The organism is Achromobacter xylosoxidans (genome assembly GCF_002192695.1).
GTDB classification, from domain to species: domain Bacteria; phylum Pseudomonadota; class Gammaproteobacteria; order Burkholderiales; family Burkholderiaceae_B; genus Achromobacter; species Achromobacter xylosoxidans_C.
Window position 1 is genome coordinate 22,294 of the sequence record NZ_MTLG01000096.1, and the last position, 22,716, is coordinate 45,009.

General features: G+C 67.8%; 27 protein-coding genes. 14 read left to right on the forward strand and 13 right to left on the reverse strand.

All coding sequences use genetic code 11. From position 1 onward, the window contains the following. Positions 1-10 precede the first annotated feature (10 nt). Positions 11-1,135, reverse strand: coding sequence for a D-alanyl-lipoteichoic acid biosynthesis protein DltD (locus BRO63_RS24170; protein ID WP_088142235.1), 1,125 nt, complete (start codon positions 1,133-1,135; stop codon positions 11-13). Positions 1,136-1,416: 281 nt separating this feature from the next. On the opposite strand from BRO63_RS24170, the gene mog reads away from it, so the two are divergent. The 3 genes from mog to BRO63_RS24185 all read left to right on the forward strand — a co-directional run bounded on the left by mog (position 1,417) and on the right by BRO63_RS24185 (position 3,324). Then, on the forward strand, positions 1,417-2,049 hold the full coding sequence (gene mog / locus BRO63_RS24175) for a molybdopterin adenylyltransferase (RefSeq protein ID WP_088142266.1): 633 nt from the start codon (positions 1,417-1,419) through the stop codon (positions 2,047-2,049). A 61-nt stretch (positions 2,050-2,110) separates the two neighbouring features. Continuing rightward, positions 2,111-2,449: a hypothetical protein gene (locus BRO63_RS24180; protein ID WP_088142236.1), complete on the forward strand. Its 339-nt coding sequence runs from the start codon at positions 2,111-2,113 to the stop codon at positions 2,447-2,449. 5 nt (positions 2,450-2,454) lie between these two features. Next, complete coding sequence (locus BRO63_RS24185; RefSeq protein ID WP_088142267.1) at positions 2,455-3,324, forward strand: peptidoglycan DD-metalloendopeptidase family protein; 870 nt, start codon at positions 2,455-2,457, stop codon at positions 3,322-3,324. A 36-nt stretch (positions 3,325-3,360) separates the two neighbouring features. Here BRO63_RS24185 and BRO63_RS24190 read toward each other — a convergent pair whose 3' ends face one another. The 5 genes from BRO63_RS24190 to BRO63_RS24210 all read right to left on the reverse strand — a co-directional run bounded on the left by BRO63_RS24190 (position 3,361) and on the right by BRO63_RS24210 (position 5,947). After that, positions 3,361-3,648: a hypothetical protein gene (locus BRO63_RS24190; protein WP_088142237.1), complete on the reverse strand. Its 288-nt coding sequence runs from the start codon at positions 3,646-3,648 to the stop codon at positions 3,361-3,363. Positions 3,649-3,800: 152 nt separating this feature from the next. Next, positions 3,801-4,064, reverse strand: a complete 264-nt coding sequence (infA, locus tag BRO63_RS24195) for a translation initiation factor IF-1 (RefSeq protein WP_013395703.1) — start codon at positions 4,062-4,064, stop codon at positions 3,801-3,803. A 491-nt stretch (positions 4,065-4,555) separates the two neighbouring features. Then, on the reverse strand, positions 4,556-5,104 hold the full coding sequence (locus tag BRO63_RS24200; protein WP_088142238.1) for an SRPBCC family protein: 549 nt from the start codon (positions 5,102-5,104) through the stop codon (positions 4,556-4,558). Next, positions 5,097-5,462, reverse strand: a complete 366-nt coding sequence (locus BRO63_RS24205) for an ArsR/SmtB family transcription factor (protein ID WP_088142239.1) — start codon at positions 5,460-5,462, stop codon at positions 5,097-5,099. The genes BRO63_RS24200 and BRO63_RS24205 overlap by 8 nt, the downstream gene beginning before the upstream one ends. A 53-nt stretch (positions 5,463-5,515) precedes the next feature. Further along, positions 5,516-5,947 carry a GFA family protein gene (locus BRO63_RS24210; RefSeq protein ID WP_088142240.1) on the reverse strand — a complete coding sequence of 144 codons (432 nt, stop codon included), beginning with the start codon at positions 5,945-5,947 and terminating at the stop codon, positions 5,516-5,518. A 196-nt stretch (positions 5,948-6,143) separates the two neighbouring features. Between BRO63_RS24210 and phnC the strand changes: the two genes are divergently transcribed. The 3 genes from phnC (at position 6,144) to phnE (ending at position 8,869) form a co-directional block, all read left to right on the forward strand. Next, positions 6,144-6,980, forward strand: coding sequence for a phosphonate ABC transporter ATP-binding protein (gene phnC / locus BRO63_RS24215; RefSeq protein WP_088142241.1), 837 nt, complete (start codon positions 6,144-6,146; stop codon positions 6,978-6,980). A 31-nt stretch (positions 6,981-7,011) separates the two neighbouring features. Next, positions 7,012-7,992 (forward strand): phosphonate ABC transporter substrate-binding protein, encoded by a 981-nt coding sequence (phnD, locus tag BRO63_RS24220; RefSeq protein WP_088142242.1) that lies wholly within the window; start codon positions 7,012-7,014, stop codon positions 7,990-7,992. An 82-nt stretch (positions 7,993-8,074) separates the two neighbouring features. Next, positions 8,075-8,869, forward strand: a complete 795-nt coding sequence (gene phnE / locus BRO63_RS24225; protein WP_088142243.1) for a phosphonate ABC transporter, permease protein PhnE — start codon at positions 8,075-8,077, stop codon at positions 8,867-8,869. A 40-nt stretch (positions 8,870-8,909) separates the two neighbouring features. Here the strand turns inward: phnE and BRO63_RS34635 are convergent, their stop codons facing one another. From BRO63_RS34635 to BRO63_RS24240, 3 genes are read right to left on the reverse strand one after another with little or no spacing between them, the layout of a single operon-like run. Beyond that, complete coding sequence (locus tag BRO63_RS34635; RefSeq protein ID WP_088142244.1) at positions 8,910-9,422, reverse strand: GAF domain-containing protein; 513 nt, start codon at positions 9,420-9,422, stop codon at positions 8,910-8,912. Then, on the reverse strand, positions 9,419-10,393 hold the full coding sequence (locus BRO63_RS24235; protein ID WP_013395695.1) for a Bug family tripartite tricarboxylate transporter substrate binding protein: 975 nt from the start codon (positions 10,391-10,393) through the stop codon (positions 9,419-9,421). Before BRO63_RS24235 ends, BRO63_RS34635 begins: the two co-directional genes overlap by 4 nt. Positions 10,394-10,448: 55 nt before the next feature. Then, on the reverse strand, positions 10,449-12,284 hold the full coding sequence (locus BRO63_RS24240; protein WP_088142245.1) for a gamma-glutamyltransferase family protein: 1,836 nt from the start codon (positions 12,282-12,284) through the stop codon (positions 10,449-10,451). Between the two features lie 105 nt (positions 12,285-12,389). Here BRO63_RS24240 and BRO63_RS24245 point away from each other — a divergent pair, with 105 nt between their 5' ends. Continuing rightward, positions 12,390-13,361: a LysR family transcriptional regulator gene (locus BRO63_RS24245; RefSeq protein ID WP_088142246.1), complete on the forward strand. Its 972-nt coding sequence runs from the start codon at positions 12,390-12,392 to the stop codon at positions 13,359-13,361. 9 nt (positions 13,362-13,370) lie between these two features. Here BRO63_RS24245 and phnN read toward each other — a convergent pair whose 3' ends face one another. From phnN to phnF, 4 genes are all read right to left on the reverse strand, one after another. Beyond that, on the reverse strand, positions 13,371-13,949 hold the full coding sequence (gene phnN / locus BRO63_RS24250; RefSeq protein ID WP_088142247.1) for a phosphonate metabolism protein/1,5-bisphosphokinase (PRPP-forming) PhnN: 579 nt from the start codon (positions 13,947-13,949) through the stop codon (positions 13,371-13,373). Further along, positions 13,946-14,689 (reverse strand): DUF1045 domain-containing protein, encoded by a 744-nt coding sequence (locus BRO63_RS24255; RefSeq protein ID WP_088142248.1) that lies wholly within the window; start codon positions 14,687-14,689, stop codon positions 13,946-13,948. The genes phnN and BRO63_RS24255 overlap by 4 nt, the downstream gene beginning before the upstream one ends. 2 nt (positions 14,690-14,691) lie before the next feature. Further along, complete coding sequence (locus BRO63_RS24260; protein WP_088142249.1) at positions 14,692-15,891, reverse strand: alpha-D-ribose 1-methylphosphonate 5-triphosphate diphosphatase; 1,200 nt, start codon at positions 15,889-15,891, stop codon at positions 14,692-14,694. A gap of 111 nt (positions 15,892-16,002) precedes the next feature. Next, positions 16,003-16,725, reverse strand: coding sequence for a phosphonate metabolism transcriptional regulator PhnF (gene phnF, locus BRO63_RS24265; protein WP_088142250.1), 723 nt, complete (start codon positions 16,723-16,725; stop codon positions 16,003-16,005). Positions 16,726-16,910: 185 nt separating this feature from the next. On the opposite strand from phnF, the gene phnG reads away from it, so the two are divergent. From phnG to BRO63_RS24300, 7 genes are read left to right on the forward strand one after another with little or no spacing between them, the layout of a single operon-like run. Continuing rightward, a complete protein-coding gene (gene phnG, locus BRO63_RS24270; protein ID WP_088142251.1) occupies positions 16,911-17,381 on the forward strand; it encodes a phosphonate C-P lyase system protein PhnG in 471 nt (156 codons plus the stop codon). 1 nt (position 17,382) lies between these two features. Then, positions 17,383-18,000 carry a phosphonate C-P lyase system protein PhnH gene (gene phnH / locus BRO63_RS24275; RefSeq protein ID WP_088142252.1) on the forward strand — a complete coding sequence of 206 codons (618 nt, stop codon included), beginning with the start codon at positions 17,383-17,385 and terminating at the stop codon, positions 17,998-18,000. Position 18,001: 1 nt separating this feature from the next. Then, positions 18,002-19,117, forward strand: coding sequence for a carbon-phosphorus lyase complex subunit PhnI (locus tag BRO63_RS24280; RefSeq protein ID WP_088142253.1), 1,116 nt, complete (start codon positions 18,002-18,004; stop codon positions 19,115-19,117). Continuing rightward, positions 19,114-19,998, forward strand: coding sequence for an alpha-D-ribose 1-methylphosphonate 5-phosphate C-P-lyase PhnJ (locus BRO63_RS24285; protein WP_088142254.1), 885 nt, complete (start codon positions 19,114-19,116; stop codon positions 19,996-19,998). The genes BRO63_RS24280 and BRO63_RS24285 overlap by 4 nt, the downstream gene beginning before the upstream one ends. Beyond that, complete coding sequence (phnK, locus tag BRO63_RS24290; protein ID WP_088142255.1) at positions 19,995-20,771, forward strand: phosphonate C-P lyase system protein PhnK; 777 nt, start codon at positions 19,995-19,997, stop codon at positions 20,769-20,771. The genes BRO63_RS24285 and phnK overlap by 4 nt, the downstream gene beginning before the upstream one ends. A gap of 2 nt (positions 20,772-20,773) precedes the next feature. Continuing rightward, a complete protein-coding gene (gene phnL, locus BRO63_RS24295) occupies positions 20,774-21,496 on the forward strand; it encodes a phosphonate C-P lyase system protein PhnL (protein WP_088142256.1) in 723 nt (240 codons plus the stop codon). Further along, complete coding sequence (locus BRO63_RS24300; RefSeq protein WP_088142257.1) at positions 21,496-22,695, forward strand: alpha-D-ribose 1-methylphosphonate 5-triphosphate diphosphatase; 1,200 nt, start codon at positions 21,496-21,498, stop codon at positions 22,693-22,695. The genes phnL and BRO63_RS24300 overlap by 1 nt, the downstream gene beginning before the upstream one ends. Positions 22,696-22,716 lie beyond the last annotated feature (21 nt).

The window sequence follows — 22,716 nt, forward strand, 5'->3', positions numbered from 1 at the left end:
CGGCCGTCCTTCATGGGTAGAAAACTTCCGCGATCTTCTGGTTCACGCGCAGCCAGCCCAGTTCCCCCAGGTGCTGCACGTCCCGCAGCGTCCCCACTTCGAAGGGGGCGCTGTACATGTCCATGCAACGCATGGCGTAGCGCTGGCACAGCGCCGCCACCTCCCGCTGCACGGGGCCGAACCGGTCCAGGTCCTTGAACACCAGCGGATGCAGCGGCTGCATGACGAACAGGGCGTTGACCCCGCGCTGGCGCAGCAGCGCCATCAGGGCGTCCAGTTCGCGCAGCTCGTCGCGGCCGGTCAGCGGCTGGGGCAGATAGGCGGTCTTGCCGCCCTCGGGAATGCTGCGCAGGTATTTATTGAAGAACTCGTCGCGCACGGCGTAGCGGTTGCCGCCCATCAGGGCCTGTTCGGCGTGCTGGGCCTCGGCGGCCAGCGCCTCCCAGTCCACCACCCGGGCGGCCGGGGGCGGCCCCTCGCGTTCGCGCTCGGGAGCAGGCGCCGCGTAGGCGGGCGTCCACAGATCGACCAGGCGCTGGCGGAAGACGTAGGCCTGTTCGGCCGCCATGGACCACGCGACGCCCGCGTCGCCCTTGGCCCGCAGCCAGCGCGCCACCTCCGCCCGGCCCTCGGGCTGCCGCAGCAGGCGCGGCAGCAGCGGGTTGGCGTGCTCCTTGAACTCGTCGGGACCCAGCCCGCCTTCGCCGTCGAACCAGCCCGGCGACAGCATCACCACCACGCGCGAGGCCGGCGACAGGTCCTCGGCCATCGCCGCCAGCACCAGTTGCATGCCCAGCGACTGGAAGCCCGAATGGCCGTAGGCCAGCACGGGCATCTGCAATTCGTCGGCCAGGTAGCGGTAGGGCACGAAGCGCAGGTCGTTGCTGGTCAGTTCCGACGAACCCAGGATCACCAGCCGGTCGCCCGTGCGCAGAGCCTGGCTCATGCGGGACAGGTTGCGGGTCTGCTCCTGCAACGTATTGCCCAGGTTGGGGATGTAGATGCCCGGGGCGGCTGCCGGCACCGGTTCCGTCTTCAGCGCCAGCGCGTGCAGGGCGCCCCACCCGGCGGCAGCCGCCGCGGCCAGGGCCAGCGCCGCCGCCAGCGCATGCTGCCGTAGTGTGCGTTTGAACATGGGGAACCAATGCCTTGCGGGGCGCTCTCTATTGGGACAGGTTTGTTAGCGGATGTTATCGAGCGGGCATGACTGGAACAAGCGCGGGAAAGCGGGGCCAGGGTGCAATTCGCCTTTTTGCCACAGGGTCTCCGGCCTTCGCGCCGCCCGCCGCCGCGATTCCCGCAGGGAAGGAATGCGATAGCATCGCTCTGGCGGGCCTCTTCTGGATTTCCATGATTGACCTCGCCCGCGGCCGCATCCGCGCCGCCCGACTGTTTCTCACCAAGATTGCGCAGCCCATGACCGCCACTACCCGTATCGCCCGCAAGCACCCCGACGAACTGATCGTGGGCCTGGTGTCCGTTTCCGACCGCGCTTCCAGCGGCACCTATCAGGACCTGGGGCTGCCCGCGCTGCGCGAATGGCTGGGCGGTGCGCTGACCTCGCCTTGGCAGGCGGTGGACCGCCTGATTCCCGACGAACCCGCACGCATTTCCCAGACGCTGATCGAACTGGTGGACGGCTGCGGCTGCGACCTGGTCCTGACCACCGGCGGCACCGGTCCGGCGCGTCGCGACGTCACGCCAGAGGCCACGCTCGCCGTCGGCACCAAGGAAATGCCCGGCTTTGGTGAACAGATGCGCCAGATCAGCCTGCGCTTCGTGCCCACGGCCATCCTGTCGCGCCAAGTGGCCGTCATCCGGGAAACGCCCGAGCATGCCGCCCTGATCGTGAACCTGCCCGGCCAGCCGAAATCCATCCGCGAAACGCTGGAAGGGCTCAGGGGCGAGGACGGCGCCGTGCTGGTGCCTGGCATCTTCGCCGCCATTCCCTATTGCATCGATCTTATCGGCGGCCCGTATGCCGAAACCCGGCCGGAAGTCATCGCGGCCTTCCGCCCCAAATCCGCCCGCCGCAAGCCGCAGGCCTGACCTGGCGCTGCGTTATATTGGCCGCCCCAGCCACCCCCAACCGCTCGAGAGTCCCATCGCCATGAAGGTCCGCACCGTTTTGTCCCTTACTGTCCTGGCAGCCTTGTCGGCCTGCGCCAACGTCAAAGACGTGCGCGACCGCGATCCGGTCTTCTACGGTTCCACCCAGCGCACGGCCGAGGACTATACGGCCTGCGTCGCTGAATCCTGGAAGAACCTGGGCGTCAATTTCCAGCAGAAGGCGGTGCGCAACGGTTTTGAACTGATCCAGGAAGACAGCCTGGGCGTCGAAGCCGTGCTGACCACCACGCACTGGAAGGGCAAGACCGAAGCGCGCCTGTCCACGCGCATCGCGCGCCGCGACCAGAGCATCATCGAGCCCGCCAACCTGTGCCTGTGAACGCCATGCAGCATCGTCGCGACGTCCTGCGGCTGGGCCTGGCCGCGGCCGCTCTCTGCCTGGGCCTGCCGGCCCGCGCGCAGCAGCAGAGCGGCTTCATCAGCCGCAAGCTCAATGTCCCCGTGCCTGGCGGCGTGGCCGTCCTGGGCCTGGGCAATGCCGAGCGCGCGCCCGAGGTCAGCTTCCTGGGCCGGCGCGTGCTGGTCGTGCGCGAAGAGGGCAAGCAGTGGATCGCCGTGGTCGGCATCCCACTCAGCGTGAAGCCGGGCGAGCAGCAGGTGGATATCAAGGACGCGCAAGGCAAGCGTGTGCTGTCCTTCAGGGTCGGCGCCAAGGAGTACAAGGCGCAGCACATCACGCTGAAGAATCCGCGCCAGGTCAATCCGGATCCGGATGACATGAAGCGCATCGAACGCGAACAGGCCGAGCAGGCCGCGGCCAACCGCGCCTATCGCGCCGGCATCACGCCCAGCAATCTGCTGCTGGATCGCCCGGTGAACGGCGGCCGCCTGTCCAGTCCCTTCGGCCTGCGGCGCTTCTTCAATGGCGAGGAGCGCAATCCGCATTCGGGCCTGGATTTCGCCGTGCCCTCGGGCACCCCGATCAAGGCGCCGGCCGCTGGCGTGGTCGTGCTGGTGGGGGATTACTTCTTCAACGGCAAGACGGTGTTCCTGGACCATGGCCAGGGCTTTGTCAGCATGTTCTGCCACATGTCGGCCATCGACGTGAAGGTCGGCGACGAAGTGCCGCGCGGCGGATTGGTGGGCAAGGTCGGCGCCACCGGCCGCGCCACCGGTCCGCACCTGCACTGGAACGTCAGCCTGAACGACGCGCGCGTCGATCCGGCCATCTTCATCGGGGCATTCAAGCCCTGATCCATCCCGGGATTGGGGGCGCGGACCTGCGCGCCCTCAGGCCGTGGCGGCCTGCTGCGCGATCAGTTGCAGCACGTGCTGGTGCACGCGCTCGGCATAGTCCATCTGCTGCCGCACGTCGAGCTGCTCGGCTTCCTGTTCGTCCAGGCAGTTGTCGTACTTGGTCTTGGCGTCGGCGTAGGTCAGGCCGGTATTGCGCAGGCTGTTGATGAAGGCCTCGCGCGACTGGTGCAGCAGGCGCAGGCCTTCCTCGCCCTTGACGAATTTTCTTCGCGCGAGGGCAAGCTGGTCGGCGGCGGCTTGCAGATCTTGTGTCAGGTCCATCTTGCTTTCATGCTTATCCTGCCGGCGTCGCGCCGGGCAGAGGGCGCCATTCTTTCATGAACGGGCGCTCCACGCATTACGGCATTGCGCGGCCCAGGTTTAGGGCGGGCGCGAAAGGGGAGCCGGCGCGGGGCCGGCCCTGTCGCCTTGGCTTAGCGGCGGAACTGCTGGGGACGCTGCGGCGCGGGACCGCGCTCGTCCTTGTGGCGGAAATTGATGCGGCCCTTGGTCAGGTCATACGGCGACATTTCCAGGGTGACGCGGTCGCCAGCCAGGATGCGGATGCGGTGCTTGCGGATGCGGCCGGAGGCGTAGGCGCCGACTTCAATGCCGTTGTCCAGCTTCACACGGTAGCGGCTATCGGGCAGCACTTCGTCAACGATGCCGTCCAGTTCGATGAGTTCTTCTTTAGCCATTCTTTTCTCCTATCAAAACGCGCAGCCATACCGACGGCATGGCGCGCCGCGCAAGGCGGCAAGCGCGTCGGACCCGGACTAGCGGGTCCAGCGGTTTGAACGTAAAACGTCCGGGCAAGCGCGGGTATGGGCCACGGCATCCGAAGCGGATGTCTGAAATGACGGATACTCGCGCCGCGTGGGCAGTGTGCGCGCGATGCGCGGCTTGGTCGCGGCGGCGCATTTTGCGCAAATCGCCGGAAGAAGCGGGGTGTAGCGGTTGCTGCCAGGCCGCGCAACGATGGAGATGGAGGCGCGCCTGGCGGAGGCGGGTTTGTTCCGGGTAAACCAGGCACGTCCTGGGTTGTCCCGGAGCATTGCCCGCAGGCCGTACAGGTTGGCACTCAGAGTGACCGAAGCCCGGTTTTTGCGGAAAAATCACGGACTTATGTTACTGCAAAGCGCAATGATTAGCCAGTATTTATCTGTCACCGCGCCGTGATAGTTGTTGCTCAACGACTCTGGCCCGAGGGGATCCGATTCCGGTATTCGCTTTCCACCTGGCCGAGCACGGACCAGAACGGGCCAGGGGCGCGGCCGGCCAGACGGGCCTCCAGCACGCCCAGGTGCACATGCCAGCCGCCGGCCACGTCCACCATGCCATCGCGCGAGTCCAGCTTGCGGTGCGTCAGCACCAGGCGCGTTTCCTGGCCCTGCGGCGACAGTTCGAACGTGACTTCTGAGGGATGGCCAGGGGAGCCTCCCCAGGTGAACGCCAGCAAGTGCGGCGGTTCGCAGCGCGTGACGATGCCTTGCGTCGTCACGCCGCCCTCATACGGCTTGTAGGCGGCGGGCACCGGCTCGGCCACCGAGGACAGGTCGGCGTGCATGAAGCGCAGCGTGACGCCGCCGCCTTCGCGCAGCTCCATGTCGCCGGACGCCAGCCAGCGGCCGCGTTTCTCCGATTCGGTGAGGAATGCCCAGACCTCGTCGACGCTGGCGGGCAGGATCCGCGTGAAGCGGATGGAGGTGGGGTCCAGGACCACGCCGTGTTCACTCATGTTGTTCTCCAGGAGAGGCGGCCGGGGACCGGTTGGCGATGAGCGCGGCTTCCAGCGCGCCCAGCTTGCCCGACCAGAATTGTTCATAGAAGCGCAGCCACTGCATGGCCTCGGCCATGGGTTCCGGATTGAGGCTGCACACATGGGTGCGGCCGCGGATGGAGCGCTGGACCAGGCCGGCGCGTTCCAGGGCCTGCACGTGCTTGGAAGCGCCCGCGAAACTCATGCTGTGGGGCGCCGCCAGCTCGCCTATGGTCTGCTCGCCCCGAGCCAGGCTGCGCAGCATGTCGCGGCGCGTGGGGTCGGCCAGCGCGCGAAAGACGGCATCGAGGACGGGGGAGGGGATTGATTCAACCATGAGGTTGAATATAGTTCGGCCTCTGGATGAAATTCAACTAGTTGGTTGAATTTTTATGTAACGGCCTGCGGGTGGTCTTCTTCCATCGCGCCATACGCGTCGGGGTACTGCGGCAGGCCGTCGCTGATATCGAACCACGGCGCTTTGCTGGCGACATGGCAGTGGGCCGCCGGCTTGATTCCCGGATCGTCGTCCAGCGGACCCAGCGGCAGGCCGTAGACGTCCGGGGTCTGGTCGAAACGGGTCAGCAAGGGCGTGCCGCAGGCTTCGCAGAAGCCGCGGTAGCTGCCGGGGGACGAGCAGTACCACGTGACGTGGTTTTCGCCCCGGCTCCAGGCAAAGTCCTTGGCCTGGACCGTCGCCCGGCTGCGGAATGCGGCCCCGTGCGCCTTGCGGCAGATCGTGCAATGGCAGTTGAGGGCGTCGGTGAGCGGGCCGGTGATCTCGTAGGCGACGCGGCCGCACAGGCAGGAACCTTTGATCATGATGAACGCCAGGCTGGTGGGGGAATATCCCCAATATACCTGCGGCGCGGCGGGCGGGAACCGGCTTTTATGACGAACGTCTTTCAGATCGTTGCGGTGTCCCTATTTTCAGCCAAATCAATCGATCCGCAGGTCATCGTGCTGTCATGCCGCGAAAACAGAATGCCGCCATGAACACATCCATGGGGATTCGACGATGACTTATGCCATCGAAGTACACGGGCTCTGCAAGAGCTTCCACGCCGGCGCCAAGGCGCTGGACGGCGTGAACCTGCAAGTGGCCGACGGCGAGATGGTCGCCTTGCTGGGCGCCTCGGGTTCGGGCAAGTCGACGCTGCTGCGCCATCTGTCGGGTTTCGTGGCCGGCGACGCGGGCAGCGTGGCCGTCAACGGCCGCATGATCCAGCGCGATGGCCGCCTGAGCCGCGACGTGCGCTCCGCGCGCGCCGGCATCGGCTTCGTGTTCCAGCAATTCAATCTGGTGGGCCGCCTGCCGGTCATCACCAACGTGCTGACCGGCCTGTTGCCGCGCGTGCCGCTGTGGCGCAGCCTGACGCGCTGGTTCCTGCGCGGCGAAGTGCGGCAAGGCCTTGAAGCGCTTGCCCAGGTTGGTATAGACGACTACGCATTTCAACGCGCCTCGACGCTGTCCGGCGGCCAGCAGCAGCGCGCGGCCATCGCCCGCACGCTGGTGCAGAACGCCCGCGTCATCCTGGCCGACGAACCGATAGCCTCGCTGGACCCGGAATCGTCGCGCCGCGTCATGGACACGCTGGCCCAGATCAACCGCAGCCGCAAGGTGGCGGTGGTGGTGTCGCTGCACCAGGTGGACGTGGCCCTGCGCTACTGCCCGCGGGTGGTGGCGCTGCGCCACGGCAAAGTCGTCTACGACGGCCCCTCCGCCGCGCTCACGCCGTCCATGCTGAGCGACCTGTACGGCTCCGAACTGAGCGAGCTGCTTCCCGAATACGCGCCGCAAGCGCCGGCCATGCTGGGCATGGCGCCGCTGACCCGACTGGCGCAAGCCGCCTGATACCCGATCCATTTCCCCCCGGAGCCCTTCCATGCTACGCAGAACCTTTGTCACCCTGATCGCCGCCGCGGCCCTGTCCGCGCAAGCCTACGCGCAAGATGCCAAGACCCTGAACTTCGGCATCATCTCGACGGAATCGTCCACCAACCTGAAGTCGGTATGGCAGCCCGTCATCGACGACCTGAGCCGTTCGATCGGCGTGCCGGTCAAGCCCTTCTTCGCTTCCGATTACGCCGGCATCATCGAAGGCATGCGCTTCAACAAGGTGCAGATGGGCTGGTTCGGCAACAAGTCCGCGATCGAGGCGGTGGACCGCGCCAAGGGCGAAGTGTTCGCCTCCGTCATCGACAAGGACGGCAACCCGGGCTACTGGTCGCTGCTGATCGTCAACAAGGACAGCGACCTGAAGACGCTGGACGACGTGCTCAAGCGCGGCGGCACGCTGAGCTATGGCGCCGGCGATCCCAACTCGACCTCGGGCACGGCCGTGCCGGGCTACTACCTGTGGGCCGCCAACAAGATCGAGCCCAAGACCTTCTTCAAGACGGTGCGCGCCAGCAACCACGAGACCAATCTGCTGTCGGTCATCAACAAGCAGGTGGACGTGGCCGTCAACAATACCGAGGCGCTGGAGCGCTATCGCCTGAACACGGGCAAGGACGCCAACGACAGCGTGCGCGTGCTGTGGAAGTCGCCGTTGATCCCGGCGGATCCGCTGGTCATGCGCAGCGATCTGCCGGCCGACCTGAAGGCCCGCATCCGCGATTTCTTCGTCAACTACGGCAAGGGCAAGGACGCCGAGCGCGAATTGGCCAACCTGAAGGCGCTGACCTACCAGGGCTTCCGCGCCTCCGACAACCAGCAATTGGTGCCGATCCGCCAGATCGAGCTGGCGCGCGAGAAGGCCAAGGTCGAAGCCGACACCACCTTGGGCCAGGCCGAAAAGCAGAAGCAGCTGGCCGAACTGGACAGCAAGCTGGCCGGCCTGGGCCAGCCCGTCGCCAAGCAGTAAGCCCGCAAGCGGCAAGCCGGCGCGCCGCGGGGCGCGCCGGCTTGCCCACACCTGAAACCCAACTAGCGGATCGCCTTTTCATATGAACGTAGCCATGCAGACTTCCCGCCTTTCCGCCGCGCCGCGCTCGTCGCTGCCTGTCCTGCTCGTATGGGCCGTCGTGCTGGCGCTGCTGGTCATGTCGTGGCAGGGCGCGGATATGCGGCCCCTGGACCTGCTGCGCGATTCGGGCAACATGGCCCAGTTCGCGGCCGACTTCTTTCCGCCGAATTTCCGCGACTGGCGCATGTACCTGGACGAGATGATCGTCACCGTGCAGATCGCGGTTTGGGGCACCTTCCTGGCCATCGTGGTGGCCGTGCCGCTGGGGCTGCTGTGTTCGTCGAACATGGTGCCGGCCTGGGTCTACCAGCCCATGCGGCGCCTGATGGACGCCTGCCGCGCCATCAATGAAATGGTGTTCGCGATGCTGTTCATCGTGGCGGTGGGCCTGGGGCCCTTCGCCGGGGTGTTGGCGCTGTGGGTGCACACCACGGGCGTGCTGGCCAAGTTGTTCTCGGAAGCGGTGGAGGCGATCGATCCGCGCCCGGTCGAAGGCGTGCGCGCCACCGGCGCGAATGCGCTGGAGGAAATCGTCTACGGCGTGATTCCGCAGGTGCTGCCGCTGTGGATCTCGTATTCGCTGTACCGCTTCGAATCCAATGTGCGTTCGGCCTCGGTGGTCGGCATCGTGGGCGCGGGCGGCATCGGCACCGTGCTGTGGGAGATCATCCGCAGCTTCCGCTACGCCGAAACCTGCGCCGTGATGATCATCATCGTGGCGTTCGTGGTCATCATCGACATGGCCTCGGCGCGCATTCGGCGCGCGCTCATCTGAGCATGGGCGGGGCCCCAGCGGGCCCCGCCGGCCTCAGGCCTCAGGCCGGCGGACGCAGCGCCTGGAACGCAGGCAGCGCCAGCAGGCCCGCCAGCTGCGCAGCCTGCACGTCGGCGTCCGAAACCGCCGCGCGCGGCATCAGGAAGTTGACGGTGCCCAGGCAGACTGCGCCATACACCACCGGCACATTGATGACGGAGCGCAGGCCCAGGCGCTGGATCGCGTCGTGGTCATTGAAGAACTCGCGGATCGCCTCCTCGCCTTCGCCCACGAACAACTTCTGCTCCAGCAGGACGTGGCGGCCCCAGGCGGTGCCGCTCTTGTCCTTGCTGCCGCCGGGCGGATAGGCCTCGGGGTTGGAACTGTACAGCCGCACCACCCGCATGGCCTGCGCGTCATAGCGGTTGACCGTGCACAGCGTGTGCGCCAGCGCGGCGTGCGCATGGGCATCGATGGCGCAGAAGGCCGCGGCCGGATCGGCGGCGGCGTAGGCCTGGGCGATGGCGGCCACGCCGGCCTCGGCCGACGGGTCGAGATGGGTGCTGACGGTCATTCGGCGGTGATGCCCAGTTCTTTGATCAGCTTGCCGTACTTGTCCGCGTCGCGCGCCAGGATCTGGCCGAACTGTTCCGGCGTGGTCTCGGTCAGCAGCACGCCCATGTCGCCCATTTTCTTGATGACTTCGGGCCGCTTGAGGATCAGGTTGATCTCGCGGTTCAGGCGCGCGGTCAGCTCGGGCGGCATGCCTGCCGGGCCGAAGGCGCCGTACCAGACCGACAGTTCATAGCCCGGCAGGGTCTCGGCCACCGTGGGTACTTTGGGTAGCAGGGGCGAACGCGCTTCCTCGGTGACGGCCAGGAGCTTCAGCTTGTCGTTCTGCACGTGCGGCAGGGTCTGCGTGCCGGCGCTGAACAGCACCTGGGTGCGGCCGGCCACGGTATCCAGCACCGCGGGCGCGCCGCCGCGATAGGGGATGTGCATCATCTTCACGCCGGCGGCCTTCTCGAACAGCGCGGCGCTCAGATGATTCGTGGACCCCTGGCCGGCGGAAGCGTAGGCCACGGTGCCGGGATTGGCCTTCAGGTAGGCGATGAATTCCTTGACGTTGGACGCGGGCACCGACGGGTTCACTACCAGGGTGTTGGTGACCAGCGCGAGTTCGGCGATGGGCGTGAAGTCCTTCACGCCGTCGAACGGCATGCTGGAGTAGAGCGCCTGGTTCATCGTGTGGGTGCTCATCGAGCCCACCAGCAAGGTGTAGCCGTCGGGCTTGGCGCGGGCCACGAAGGTGGTGCCGATGTTGCCGGACGCGCCCGAGCGGTTTTCCACGATGACGGGTTGGCCCAGCGATTGGGTCAGGCCTTCGGACAGCACGCGCGCCAGGATGTCGGTGGAACCGCCCGCGGCCCAGGGCACGATCAGGGTGATGGGTTTTTCGGGCCAGGCGGCATGCGTGAGCGCCGGTGCGACCAGCGCCAATCCCAGCGCGCAGGTGCGCAGCAGTCGTTTGAATTGCAGTGTCATGGTGTTTACCCCTTTGCGTAGTTTCCGGTCTGTCTGCCGGTTGGATGAAACAGGTTCAGCGGCCAGCGGCATAGCCCTGCATGCCGCGCGGGTTGGCGCCGGCGCGCAGCAGCAGGCCGCCGCCGGCGGCAGGTTCGCGGGTGCAGGCGCTGATGCGGCCTTCCGACCAGTCCGGCCCTACCTTGACCTCGTGGCCCGCCGCGCGTAACGCCTCCAGCGTGGCGGCCGGCATGCGCGATTCCACGGTCAGCCGGTTCAAGGTCTGGCTGCGAGGCCAGAACGAGCCCGGGAAATGATCGACGTGCCAGGAGGGCGCTTCGATTGCCTCCTGCAGATTCATGCCCATGACGTGGCGCAGGAAGAACGCCACCGTCCATTGGTCCTGCTGATCGCCGCCCGGCGTGCCGAAAGCCATGTAGGGCTGGCCGTCGCGCAGGGCCAGGCCGGGCGACAAGGTGGTGCAAGGGCGCTTGCCCGGTTGCAACTGGCCCGGCACGCCGTCGTCGAGCCAGGTCATTTGCAGCCGGGTGGTCAGCGGGAAGCCCAGGCCGGGCACCACGGGGCTGGACGACAGCCAGCCGCCTGACGGGGTGGCGGCCACCATGTTGCCGTCGCGGTCGATGACATCGATCTGGCAGGTGTCGCCCACGAAGATCTCGCGCGCGGCCCATTCGGCTACCGGCGGCAGCGCCGCGAAGGTCGGCTCGCCCACGCCGAAGCGGGTGTCGGACGCGGCCAGGGTGCGCACGGCTGCGTCCAGGTCGGGCAGGCGCGGTGCCAATCCGTTCGGGCTGCCGGGCCGGAACTCGGATGAAGCGCGGGCGCCGATGCCGGCCGCGCGTGCGCGGGCGTAGTCATCGCTGAGCAGGGCGTCCAAAGGCACCTGCGCGAAGTCGGGGTCGCCGTACCAGGCGGTGCGGTCGGCGAAGGCCAGCTTGGCTGCCTCGGCCACGTAGTGCACGAATTGCGGCGAGGTCGGCTCCAGTCCGTCCAGGCCCAAATGCCGCAGCATTGCCAACTGCTGCAGGTGGACCGGGCCTTGCGACCAGACCCCGCACTTGGCCACGGTGTAGCGGCCGTATTGGACGGTGAGGGGCTCGTCGTAGCTGGCGCGCCAATCGGCCAGGTCGGACTTGCGCAGCAAGCCGCGGTTGCGCTGGCCGGTGGTGTCGCGCACCGCCGCATGGGTGTAGTAGTCGTCGATGGCATCGGCCACGAAGCCGCGGTACCAGGCCTCCAGCGCCGCGTCGATGCGCCCGCGCCGGTCGCTGCTGCTGGCGTGCGCCTGGTCCAGGATACGGGTGTAGGTGGCGGCGATGGCGGGCGTACGGAACAGCGCGTCGGGCGCGGGCACGCGGCCATCGGGCAGCCAGACCTCGCGCGAACTGGTCCATTCGTCGCGGAACAGCGCCTGCACCGCCAGGATGGCCTGCGAGACGCGCGGCACCAGCGGAAAGCCGTTGCGCGCATAGTCGATGGCCGGGCGCAGCACGTCAGCCAACTCCCAAGTGCCGTAATCGCGCAGCAAGGTCAGCCAGGCCCCGAAGGCGCCGGGCACGGTGGCGGGCAAGAGGCCGATGCCCGGCACCAGGTCCACGCCCAGGCTGCGGAAGTACGCCGGCGTCGCCAGCGCGGGCGCAGGACCCTGCCCGCATAGCGCGCGCATGCGTTGCTCCTGTTCGCTCCAGAACAGAATGGGCACTTCGCCGCCGGGGCCGTTCAGGTGCGGCTCCACGATCTGCAGCGTGAAGCCGCCGGCGACCGCCGCGTCATAGGCATTGCCGCCGCGTTCCAGCACGCCCATCGCCACCTGGGAGGCCAGCCAGTGGGTGGAAGAGACCACGCCGAAGGTGCCGCGTATTTCGGGGCGGGTGGTGAAGGAAGCGCTCATGGGATCGGTCCGGCCGCAGGGGAATGTTTGCAGTATAGGGACATGAAATAACTGATTTTGTCTTTGTTGGCATAATTGAATAACCAATTGGTTATAGGAAAGATCGTGACCTGGGATGCCGCCCGTCTCGCCAACCGTCTCAAGCATCGCCACCTGACGTTGCTGATCGAGATCGCCCGGCACGGCTCGCTGACGCGCGTGGCGGCCGCGGCGGGCATCAGCCAGCCCGCCGTCACCAAGGCGCTCACGGAGATCGAGGACATCTTCGGCGCGCCGCTTTTCACGCGCACCGGGCGCGGCCTGCAAGCCACGCCGCTGGGCAACCTGGCCCTGGTGCGCGCGCGGCACATGCTCAGCGACCTGGACCTGTGGGCGCGCGAGGTCGAGGCCTTGCACGCCGGCCGTTCCGCGCATCTGCAGGTGGGTGTGGTGCCCTACGTGTCCAGCGCCTTGCTCACTGCGGCGATCAGCCGCCTGCACCAGCGCCACGGCGTCACGCTCAGCCTGCACCGCGCCACCACCGACCATCTGGTGCCGATGCTGCGCCGGCATGAACTGGATTGCATCATCAGCCGCGCCACCTCGACCGTGGCGCCGGACGACCTGATCCACCGCGTGCTGTACCGCCAGCGGCCGCGCCTGATCGCGCATGGCCGGCTTGCGCAGCGGCTGGCGCGGCGCGAACCGGATTGGGCCGCGTTGGCAGCGATGGACTGGGTGCTGCCGGCCGCCAACACGCCGACGCGGCAACTGATCGTGGAGCACTTCATCCGCGCCGAGTTGCTGCCGCCGTCGCCGGTGCTGGAGGCGTACTCCACCGATGTGATCGAAGGCATGCTGACCATGAACGAGGCGTTTATCTCGGTGGTGCCGGAAGACATCGCGCGCGAACTCTGCCAACGCGGCAAGCTGGGCATGGTGCCCTGGGATTTCGGCTGGGAGTTGCCGCCGATCAACCTGATCCGCCGCAAGCGCGAACAGCCGCTGGCGGCCGAGGAGCGCTTTTCGGACATCTTGCTGGATCTGTGCGGCGATGCCGCCGCGCCCTGGGCTCAGGGCGCGGGCGAGCGGCGCTGAACCGCGCCCTTACGCCGCCAGCTTGCCGCGCGCGATGTCCAGCAGCGTGGCGGCGGCCGTCTCTGGCGCCGCGTCGTTGCTGACACGCAGCAGTTGGCAATGCAGAGGCACGGGGAAAGGCTGCGTGGCGCGCGCCAGGCGCTGCGCGATCTGTTCCGCGCTTTCGCGGCCGCGTCCCGCCAGGCGGCGCGCGAGCTGGCCGGGGTCGACCGTGACTTCCACCGCCGTCAAGGCCGGGTAGCGCGAGTGCGCTTGTTCCAGGTGGGCGCGCGAACCGTTGATGATGACCGCGGCGCCGCAGGACAGCCAGGCGTCTATCTCGATACCGATCCCGTACTGCAAGCCATGGCTGGCCCAACGCAACGCGAAGCAGCCCAGCGCGGCGCGGCGTCCGAACTCGTCTTCGGTCAGGCGCAGCGCGTCCTCGGTATCGCCGCTGTCGCGGGTGATGTAGCGATGCGCGACCAGCACGGGCTCGTCGCCGCGCAACTCCGCGCGCAGCAGGCGCAGCAAGGTGTCCTTGCCGCTGCCCGACGCGCCCATCAGGTAGATCAGCCGGGCGCCGTCGGCGGGAACGGAGGGTGTCATGCCGCTGCCGGTCCTTGCAGATAGCTGGCGCCCGCGGCGTCGGTGCTGGAGCCGTCAAAGCCGTAGTGCCGCGCCGCGACGAAGTCCGCGCCCGGCGCAGGCTGCACGTAGACGCTGACGCCGGGCACGGCCATGGCCTGCCCGCGCAAGGGGTCTGCAAAGGCGGCGATGCCGGCCTGCGCCTGGGCCAGCGCCTTGCCTTCCAGCTTGCCGGTCAGGGTGATGTGGAAAACATAGGTTTCGAACACATAGGGGTAGCCCCAGCGCGCCAGCATGGATTGCTGCTCCGGAGTCAGCGATTGCGGCTGGCGGCGGGCGGTTTCCTCGGCCGTGGGCGGCGCGCGCAAAGGGTCCAGGTCGCGCACGGCGGCCTCGGCCAAGGCCTGGATCCGCGTCCGGCCTTGCGTGTCGGACGAGGCGATGCGCCAGGCCAGGAAGCCGCGCAGCGGCTCGCACTCCAGTTCCAGAGAGAACGGGCTGCCGTTAGCGGCCAGCTGGCGAGCGGCCGCGTCGAGCTGCTGCGGACTGACGCCGGGGTTCAGGCGGAAGGGTGGTTTGAGCGTGGCGTGCAAGCCATAGTGGCGCGGCGCCGTGGTCCAGGCATGCGAGTCCGCGTCCTGCCCCGGTAGCGGCGGCAGCGCCTCGCCGGTGTCGGCGCAACGGCCCAACCAGCGGCTGCCGTGTTCGAGCCAGGGGCCGGTGGGCGCCAGGTAGAGAGCGTAGCGATGGGCGAGCGGCATGGTCAGGCCGCCATGCGCTGGCTGTGGCCGTCGCCGAATGCGCGCGTGGCGTAGCGCAGTTCGCCGCCCACGATCGCGGCGCAGACGCGGGGCAGGCCCGGCACCTGATCGTCCACCACGATGGCATCGGCGATCAGTCCGGGCGCCAGGGCGCCGCGGTCCTTCAGGCCGGCGGCGCGTGCCGGATTCAGCGACACCAGGTCCCAGGCCTGCGCCAGCGGCAACACGCCGTCGTTGGCCAGCTTCATCACGGCGGCCAGCGGGGCAGGGTAGTAATAGTCGGACGTCAGTATGTCGCACAGGCCCGCGCGGACCATTTCGGTGGCACTGGGCGCGCCCGTGTGGCTGCCGCCGCGCACAACGTTGGGCGCGCCGAAGACCACGGAGTCGCCCAGGTCGCGGGCCACGCCGGCGGCCTCGCGGGTCAGCGGAAACTCCGCCACGCCGCAGCCCAGCTGGTGGTAATAGCGGCGGGTGGCGGCGTCCGGATCGTCGTGCGAGGCCACCTTCAGGCCCGCTTCCTGCGCGCAGCCGGTCAGCTCGCGCATGGCGTCGGCCACCGAATCGGCGGCGGCCATGGCGGCGCGGATGCGGTCCTGGAAAACGTCGAGGTCGCACTCGGCGCGGTGGGCGTACTGCATTAGTTTGCGCTCGTCGCCCAGGCGGCGCGCCATGCTGGGCAGGTGGTCGTTCAGCGCCAGGAAGCGCACGCGGCCGTCGCGTATCCATTGCTGGGCAATATCCAGGCCGCCCACATGATGGGTTTCGAAGCGCAGGTGTACATAGTGCCGCGCGCCCATGAGATAGCGCATTCTTTCCAGCGCGTCGAACATGCGTTCGGCGTAAGCCTCGCCGCGCAGCCCGCCTTCCCAGGACAGGGTCACGCCGTGGAACTCGGTGGTGATGCCGTTGGCCAGCAGTTGGCGGTCCACGTCGAACAGAGCGCTGTCATAGGGAAACGTCACGCTGGGCCGCGGCATGACGGCGCGCTCGAAGGCGTCGCCGTGCAGGTCCACGATACCGGGCAGCACCAGCAGATTGCCGGCGTCGAACCAGGGCGCGCCCCGCGGTGCCGCGGCGGCGGAGCCTTCGATCAGTCCGCCATGGAACCGCAGGCTGGCCTGTTCGACGCCGCGCGGCGTCAGGATGCGTTGGCCTGTGACACCGGCCAGGGGCGAGGGGGCGTGCGTGTGTGTGTTCATGGCGTGACGTTAGCGGGATTGCATTACAACCAGATGTCTAGATGAGTTCAATTGCCTGGCACCAGTTTCCGCGCCGTCCCGCGGGCTTGCGCGCGGGACGGCGGCCTTGAATCAGGTGTCGTCCGTCACCATCAGCTGCACCATGTCGCCCACGAAGCGGGCGACGCTGTATTGCAGGGGCGAGCCCTCCTGGTCCACGTTCAGGGCTTCTACCTGGAGTATCGGGCGGGTCTTGGGCTGGCCCAGCAGGCGGGCGATCTCGGGCGTGGGCAGCGCGGCGGTGATGCGCGACCACTTGCGCGTGTAGTCGCCGATGCCGTAGTGGGCGTAGACCTTGGAGATCGAGCGCAGCGATGCCAGCCGCTCGGCGAAATCGGGGAAGCGCTTTTCGTCGAAAAAATGTTCCGAGACGCTGATGGGCCGGTTCTCGGCTTTGCCGACGATCTGCACGCGCAGCAGCGCTGCGCTGCGCGCCAGGCCCAGGTGCTTGGCGATGTCGGCCGCGCGCAGGCTCTGGCTGCCCAGCACTTCCTGGTGGCCCAGCATGCCCTGGCTGCGCAGATTCTCGGAAAAACGCGTGCGCTTGCCGATGGCGTAGTCGATCGCGTGCTCATGCACGAAGGTGCCGCGCCCCTGTTCGATCCGGACCAGGCCGCTTTGTTCGAGTTCGCCCATCGCGCGGCGGATGGTGTGGCGGTTGACGGAAAACTTGGCGGCCAGCTCGGGCTCGGACGGCAGCTGTTCGCCCGCCGCATAGAGCTTGTTGCGGATGTCATCCGCCAGCGCTTCGCCGATTTGCCGCCAGACGGCGATGCCGGAACCTCTTTCGACCATAGGGTGTGCTCGTGCTGTCACATCAGCTTCATGAAGAATGGCAGTGATTGTGCCCTATGCGGCGGCAGCCGCAAAGGCGCTGCGGGCGCGCTGCAACTGTCATCAAAAATTCACGCCAGGCTGTTGAACTTCCTTTTCGGAGCGATCATACTCCATCCGGTCGTCTAGACGTTTAGAGGAAAAAGATGGATCACCCCAAGACAGGGCAGGATGCGGCGGGCGCGCAACGCGCCGCCTGGATGCGCGTGCTGGCGCTGGCCGATCCGGCCGCGCTGGATGGCGCTTTTTGCGCGCTGGCGGGCAAGCCGGAACACCAGACGTTGCGCCCCGCGCAGACCGGCATGGCCATGGTGCGCGCCCGCAGCGGCGGCACCGGCGCGCGCTTCAACCTGGGCGAAATGAGCGTGACACGTTGCGCGGTGACGATGGGCGAGGGCGTGGTCGGCGTGGCATACGTGCAGGGCCGCTCGCAACGCCATGCCGAGCAGGCCGCCGTGGCCGACGCGCTGTTGCAGCTGCCGGAATGGCATGACACGGTGCAGGCCCAGCTGATCCAGCCGCTGGCCCGCCTGCATGCCGAACGGGTCGAGCGCCAGGCCCGCGTGGCGGCGCAGACCAAGGTGGAATTCTTCACGATGGTGCGAGGCGAGGACTGACATGCAGCAACAGATACAAGCCGCCGCGGCCTCGGGCCGGGCGCTGCTCCCCGGATTCCCGGACCCCGTCGGCGACGCGCAGGCCACATTCCGCGCGGCGCTCGACGCCATGGCCCATCCTGGGCGCATTAATGAAATCCTGGCCGAAAGCGGCGTGCCCGCTGGCCTGTCGCCTGCCGTGACCGCGCTGCTGCTGACGCTGGTGGACGTGGACACGCCGCTGTGGCTGCCCGAAACCGTCGGCGCGGACGCGATCGCCTTCCTGCGATTTCATTGCGCCTGCCCCATCGTGCCGTCGCCCTCGCTGGCGCGTTTCGCCGCAGTGCCCGCTGGCAGCAAGGCGCCGGCGCTTTCGGCCTGCCACCAGGGGGACCCGGCCTATCCTGATCTGTCGACCACTTTGCTGATCGAGGTCGAATCCCTGTCGGACGGGGAACCCGCCATCCTCAGCGGCCCGGGTATCAAGAGCCAGCAGCTGCTGCACGCGGCAGGGCTGCCCGAGGGCTTCTGGCGCGAATGGCGTCTCAATCATCAACGCTTTCCGCTCGGCGTCGACGTGTTCCTGACGCAGGAGCGGCGGATCTGCGCGCTGCCGCGCAGCACGCGCAAGGAGAACTGACATGTACGTAGCCGTGAAAGGGGGCGAACGCGCCATCCTCAATTCCTACCGCATGCTGGACGACTACCGGCGCGGCGACCGCGAAGTGCCCGAGCTGAGCCTGGACCAGATCCGCGAACAGATGCCGCTGGCGGTGTCGCGGGTCATGGCGGAGGGCTCGCTTTACGATCCGCAGCTGGCGGCGCTGGCCATCAAACAGGCGGCCGGCGACCTGATCGAGGCGGTGTTCCTGCTGCGCGCCTACCGCACCACCTTGTCGCGCTTTGGCTATACCCAGCCTATCGATACCGGCCGCATGCGCCTGCAGCGCCGCATTTCGTCCACCTTCAAGGACGTGCCTGGCGGCCAGATCCTGGGGCCGACCTATGACTACACCCAGCGCCTGCTGGACTTCTCGCTCGAAGCGCGGCGCGAGGCCGACGCCTTGCCGCCGGGCGGCGAGGCCCTGGACAGCGCCATGCCGCGCGTCACCGACCTGCTGGCGCATGACGACCTGATCGACGCGGAAGCCGTGCCCGAAGGCGATCCCGAACCCTTCGACCTGACCCGGCAGCCGCTGGACTTCCCGGCTTCGCGCGCGGCCCGGCTGCAGAACCTGGCGCGCGCCGACGAAGGTTTTCTGCTGTCGATGGGCTATTCGACCCAGCGCGGCTATGGCAACACCCACCCCTTCGCCGCCGAGATCCGCTATGGCGCGCTGGAGGTGGAAATGCACATCGAGGAACTGGGATTCGCCGTCACCGTGGGCGAGATCGAGATCACCGAATGCCAGATGGTCAGCCAGTTCGCCGGCAGCGCCGAGGAAGGCCCGAAGTTCACCCGGGGCTACGGGCTGACCTTCGGCTATGGCGAGCGCAAGTCCATGTCGATGGCGCTGGTGGACCGCGCGTTGAAGGCGCGCGACCTGGGCGAGCGCGCCGATTCACCGGCCAATGACCACGAGTTCGTGCTCTACCACAGCGACAACGTCGAAGCCTCCGGCTTCGTGCAGCACTTGAAGCTGCCGCACTACGTGGACTTCCAGGCCAATCTTGAACTGTTGCGGCGCATGCGCGCCGACCGCGCCGCGCCCGAGGCCGCGCGCACCGATCTGATGGACGAGGCGGTTGCCCCATGACTACCCAACACGCAACGGTCGAACGCGACGACCACTACAACTTCGCCTACCTGGACGAATCCACCAAGCGCATGCTGCGCCGCGCCTTGCTCAAGGCCGTCGCCATTCCCGGCTACCAAGTGCCTTTTGGCAGCCGAGAAATGCCGCTGCCTTATGGCTGGGGCACGGGCGGCATCCAGGTGACGGCATCCATCATCGGCGCGCACGACGTGCTCAAGGTGATCGACCAGGGCTCGGACGACACCACCAACGCCATCAACATCCGCCGCTTCTTCGGCCGGGTCACGGGCGTGGCGACGACGGAATCCACGGCTGCGGCCACCATCGTCCAGACCCGCCACCGCATCCCCGAGACGCCGCTGGCGGAAGGGCAGATCATGGTGTTCCAGGTGCCCATTCCTGAACCGCTGCGCTGGCTCGAACCCAGCGAAACCGAGACGCGCACCATGCACGCGCTGGCCGAATACGGCGGCATGCACGTCAAGTTGTACGAAGACATCGCGCAGCATGGCCACATCGCCACCACCTACGACTATCCCGTCATCGTGAACGGGCGCTACATGATGCGGCCTTCGCCCATCCCCAAGTTCGACAACCCCAAGCTGGACCGCAGCCCCGCGCTGATGCTGTTCGGCGCGGGCCGAGAAAAACGCGTCTACGCGGTGCCGCCCTACACCCAGGTGAAGAGCCTGGACTTCGAGGACCATCCGTTCCGGGTCGAGACCTGGAACGAATGCTGCGACCTGTGCGGCTCGCGCGAGAGCTATCTGGATGAAATCATCCTGGACGACGCCGGCACGCGCCGCTTCGTCTGCTCCGACACCGAGTACTGCAACGACCGCCAAGCGCAGCAGCAAGCCGACCAGGAGGCCGCGGCATGAACCCCCAACCTTTGCTTTCGGTGCGCAACATGACGCGCACCTGGGACGGCGTGCACGGCTGCCGCAACGTGAACTTCGACCTGTATCCCGGCGAAGTGCTATGCGTGGTCGGCGAGTCCGGCTCCGGCAAGAGCACGCTGCTGTCGGCCGTGTCGTACCAGACCCGGCCGGACGCGGGCGGCGTCTGGTACGACACCCGCGACCAGGGCTTCACCGACCTGGCCGCGCTGCCGGGCGCGCGCCTGCGCCTGCTGTCGCGCACCGACTGGGGCTTCGTGCGGCAGAACGCCCGCGACGGCCTGCGCATGCAGGTCAGCGCGGGCGCCAACATCGCGGAGCGGCTGATGGCCGTGGGCGACAGGCACTACGGCGACTTGCGCCAGGCCGCGGGCAACTGGCTGCAGAAGATGGAGATCGACGCGGGCCGGCTGGACGACAGGCCCACTTCGTTCTCGGGCGGCATGCAGCAGCGCCTGCAGATCGCCCGCAACCTCGTGACGCATCCGCGCCTGGTGTTCATGGACGAGCCCACCGCCTCGCTCGACGTGTCGGTGCAGGCGCGCCTGCTGGACTTGCTGCGCCAGCTGGTGGCCGACCTGGGCCTGGCGGCCATCGTCGTGACCCACGACCTGGCCGTGGCGCGCCTGCTGGCGCACCGGACCCTGGTCATGCGCGGCGGCGAGGTGGTGGAAAGCGGCCTGACCGACCAGATCCTCGACGATCCGCAGCATCCCTACACCCAGTTGCTGGTGTCCTCCATTCTGCAGAGCTGACCATGCCTGAAAAGACTCCCATGATCGAGGTGCGGGGCCTCGGAAAGATGTTCACCCTGCATAATCAGGGCGGCATGCGCCTGCCCGTGCTGGAGTCGGTCGACTTCGACGCGGCGGCGGGCGATTGCCTGGTGCTGGCGGGGCCATCCGGCACCGGCAAGAGCACCTTGCTGCGCTGCCTTTACGGCAATTATCTGGCGACCGAAGGCAGCATCCGGGTGCGCTGGAACGGCGCATGGGTCGAGCTGGCAGGCGCGCCCGAGCAACGCATCCTTGCGCTGCGGCGCGAGGTGATCGGCTACGTCAGCCAGTTCCTGCGCGTGATTCCGCGCGTGTCGGCGCTGGAGGTGGTGGCCGAGCCGCTGCGCGCGGCGGGCGTGGAGGCCGATGAGGCACGCTCCCGCGCAGCGACGCTGCTACAGCGCCTGAACGTTCCGCCGCGCCTGTGGGGGCTGGCGCCCGCCACCTTCTCGGGCGGAGAGCAGCAGCGCGTGAACATCGCGCGCGGCTTCATCGCCCGTCATCCCATCCTGTTGCTGGACGAGCCCACCGCCTCGCTGGACGCCGACAACCGCCAGGTCGTGATCGAGCTGATCCGCGAGGCCAAGGCCGAGGGCCGCTGCCTGCTGGGCATCTTCCACGATGCCGAAGTGCGCGATGCCGTCGCCACGCAGACCCTGGCGCTGCGTCCCGCCCAACCCGCCCTGGCCGATCTGGAGCAATGATGCAGAGCACTTATCTCACCCATGCCCGAGTGGTGTTGCAGGACCGCGTCCTGGAGGACAGCGCCGTGCTGATCGACGATGGCCGCATCGTCGCCATCGAACCCGCCGGCGCGCGCGCGGACCGCGAGATCGACCTGCGCGGCCAGACCTTGCTGCCGGGCTTGATCGACCTGCATTGCGACGCCATCGAAAAGGAAGCCGAGCCGCGTTCGCGGGTGCTGTTCCCGCTGGATTTCGCGGTGGCCCAGGTGGACCGGCGCAATGCCGCGGCCGGCATCACCACGCCTTATCACGCGCTGTCGTTCGCCAACAGCGAATGGGGCGTGCGCAACAACCAGACGGCGGCGGAAGTGGTGCGCACGGTGCGCGCCTTCGGCCAGCACAGCCTGGTCGACAACCGCGTCCATTGCCGCTACGAAGTCACCGACGCGACCTCGGTGGACGTGCTGCGCGCGCTGATGGACGAGGGCGCCGTGGACCTGCTGTCTGTCATGGACCATTCGCCCGGCCAGGGGCAGTTCAAGACGCTGGAATCCTATCTGCAGTACATGATGGGCAACCATGCCATGAGCCGCGAGCAGGCCGAGGAGGCCGCGCAGGCCAAGACGCGCGCCAAGGATGGCGCGGTGGCGCGGGTGGAGGCGCTGCTGTCGCATGCGCAGGGGCTGGGCATTCCGACCGCCAGCCACGATGACGATTCGATCCAGCGCATCGCCACCATGCGCAACCTGGGCGTCGCGATGAGCGAGTTCCCGATCACCCTGGATACCGCGCGCGCCGCGGTATCCTGCGGCCTGCCGACGATTCTGGGCGCGCCCAACGTGCTGCGCGGCCAGAGCCAGAGCGGCTCCATGCGCGCCATCGACGCCATCCGCGCGGGCGTGGCGAGCTGCCTGTGCTCGGACTACCAGCCGTCGGCGCTGATCGCCGCGGCCTACACGGTGGCCGCGCAGACGGACCTAACGCTGCCGCAGGCGGTCGCGCTGGTCACGCTGAATCCGGCGCAGGCTTGCGGCCTGTCCGACCGCGGGCGCATCGCGCCGGGACTGCGCGCGGACCTGGTGGCGGTGGCGCAAGTGGGCACGCAAGCGCTGATCAGCCATACCTGGTCGGCGGGGCGGCTGGTATTCTCGGCGCACTATCCGCCCATGCGCGCGAGCGAAAAACGGACGTCCGAGCAGCAGGCCGTGGCCGCCTGAACCGGTTCCTGGAGAGAGATG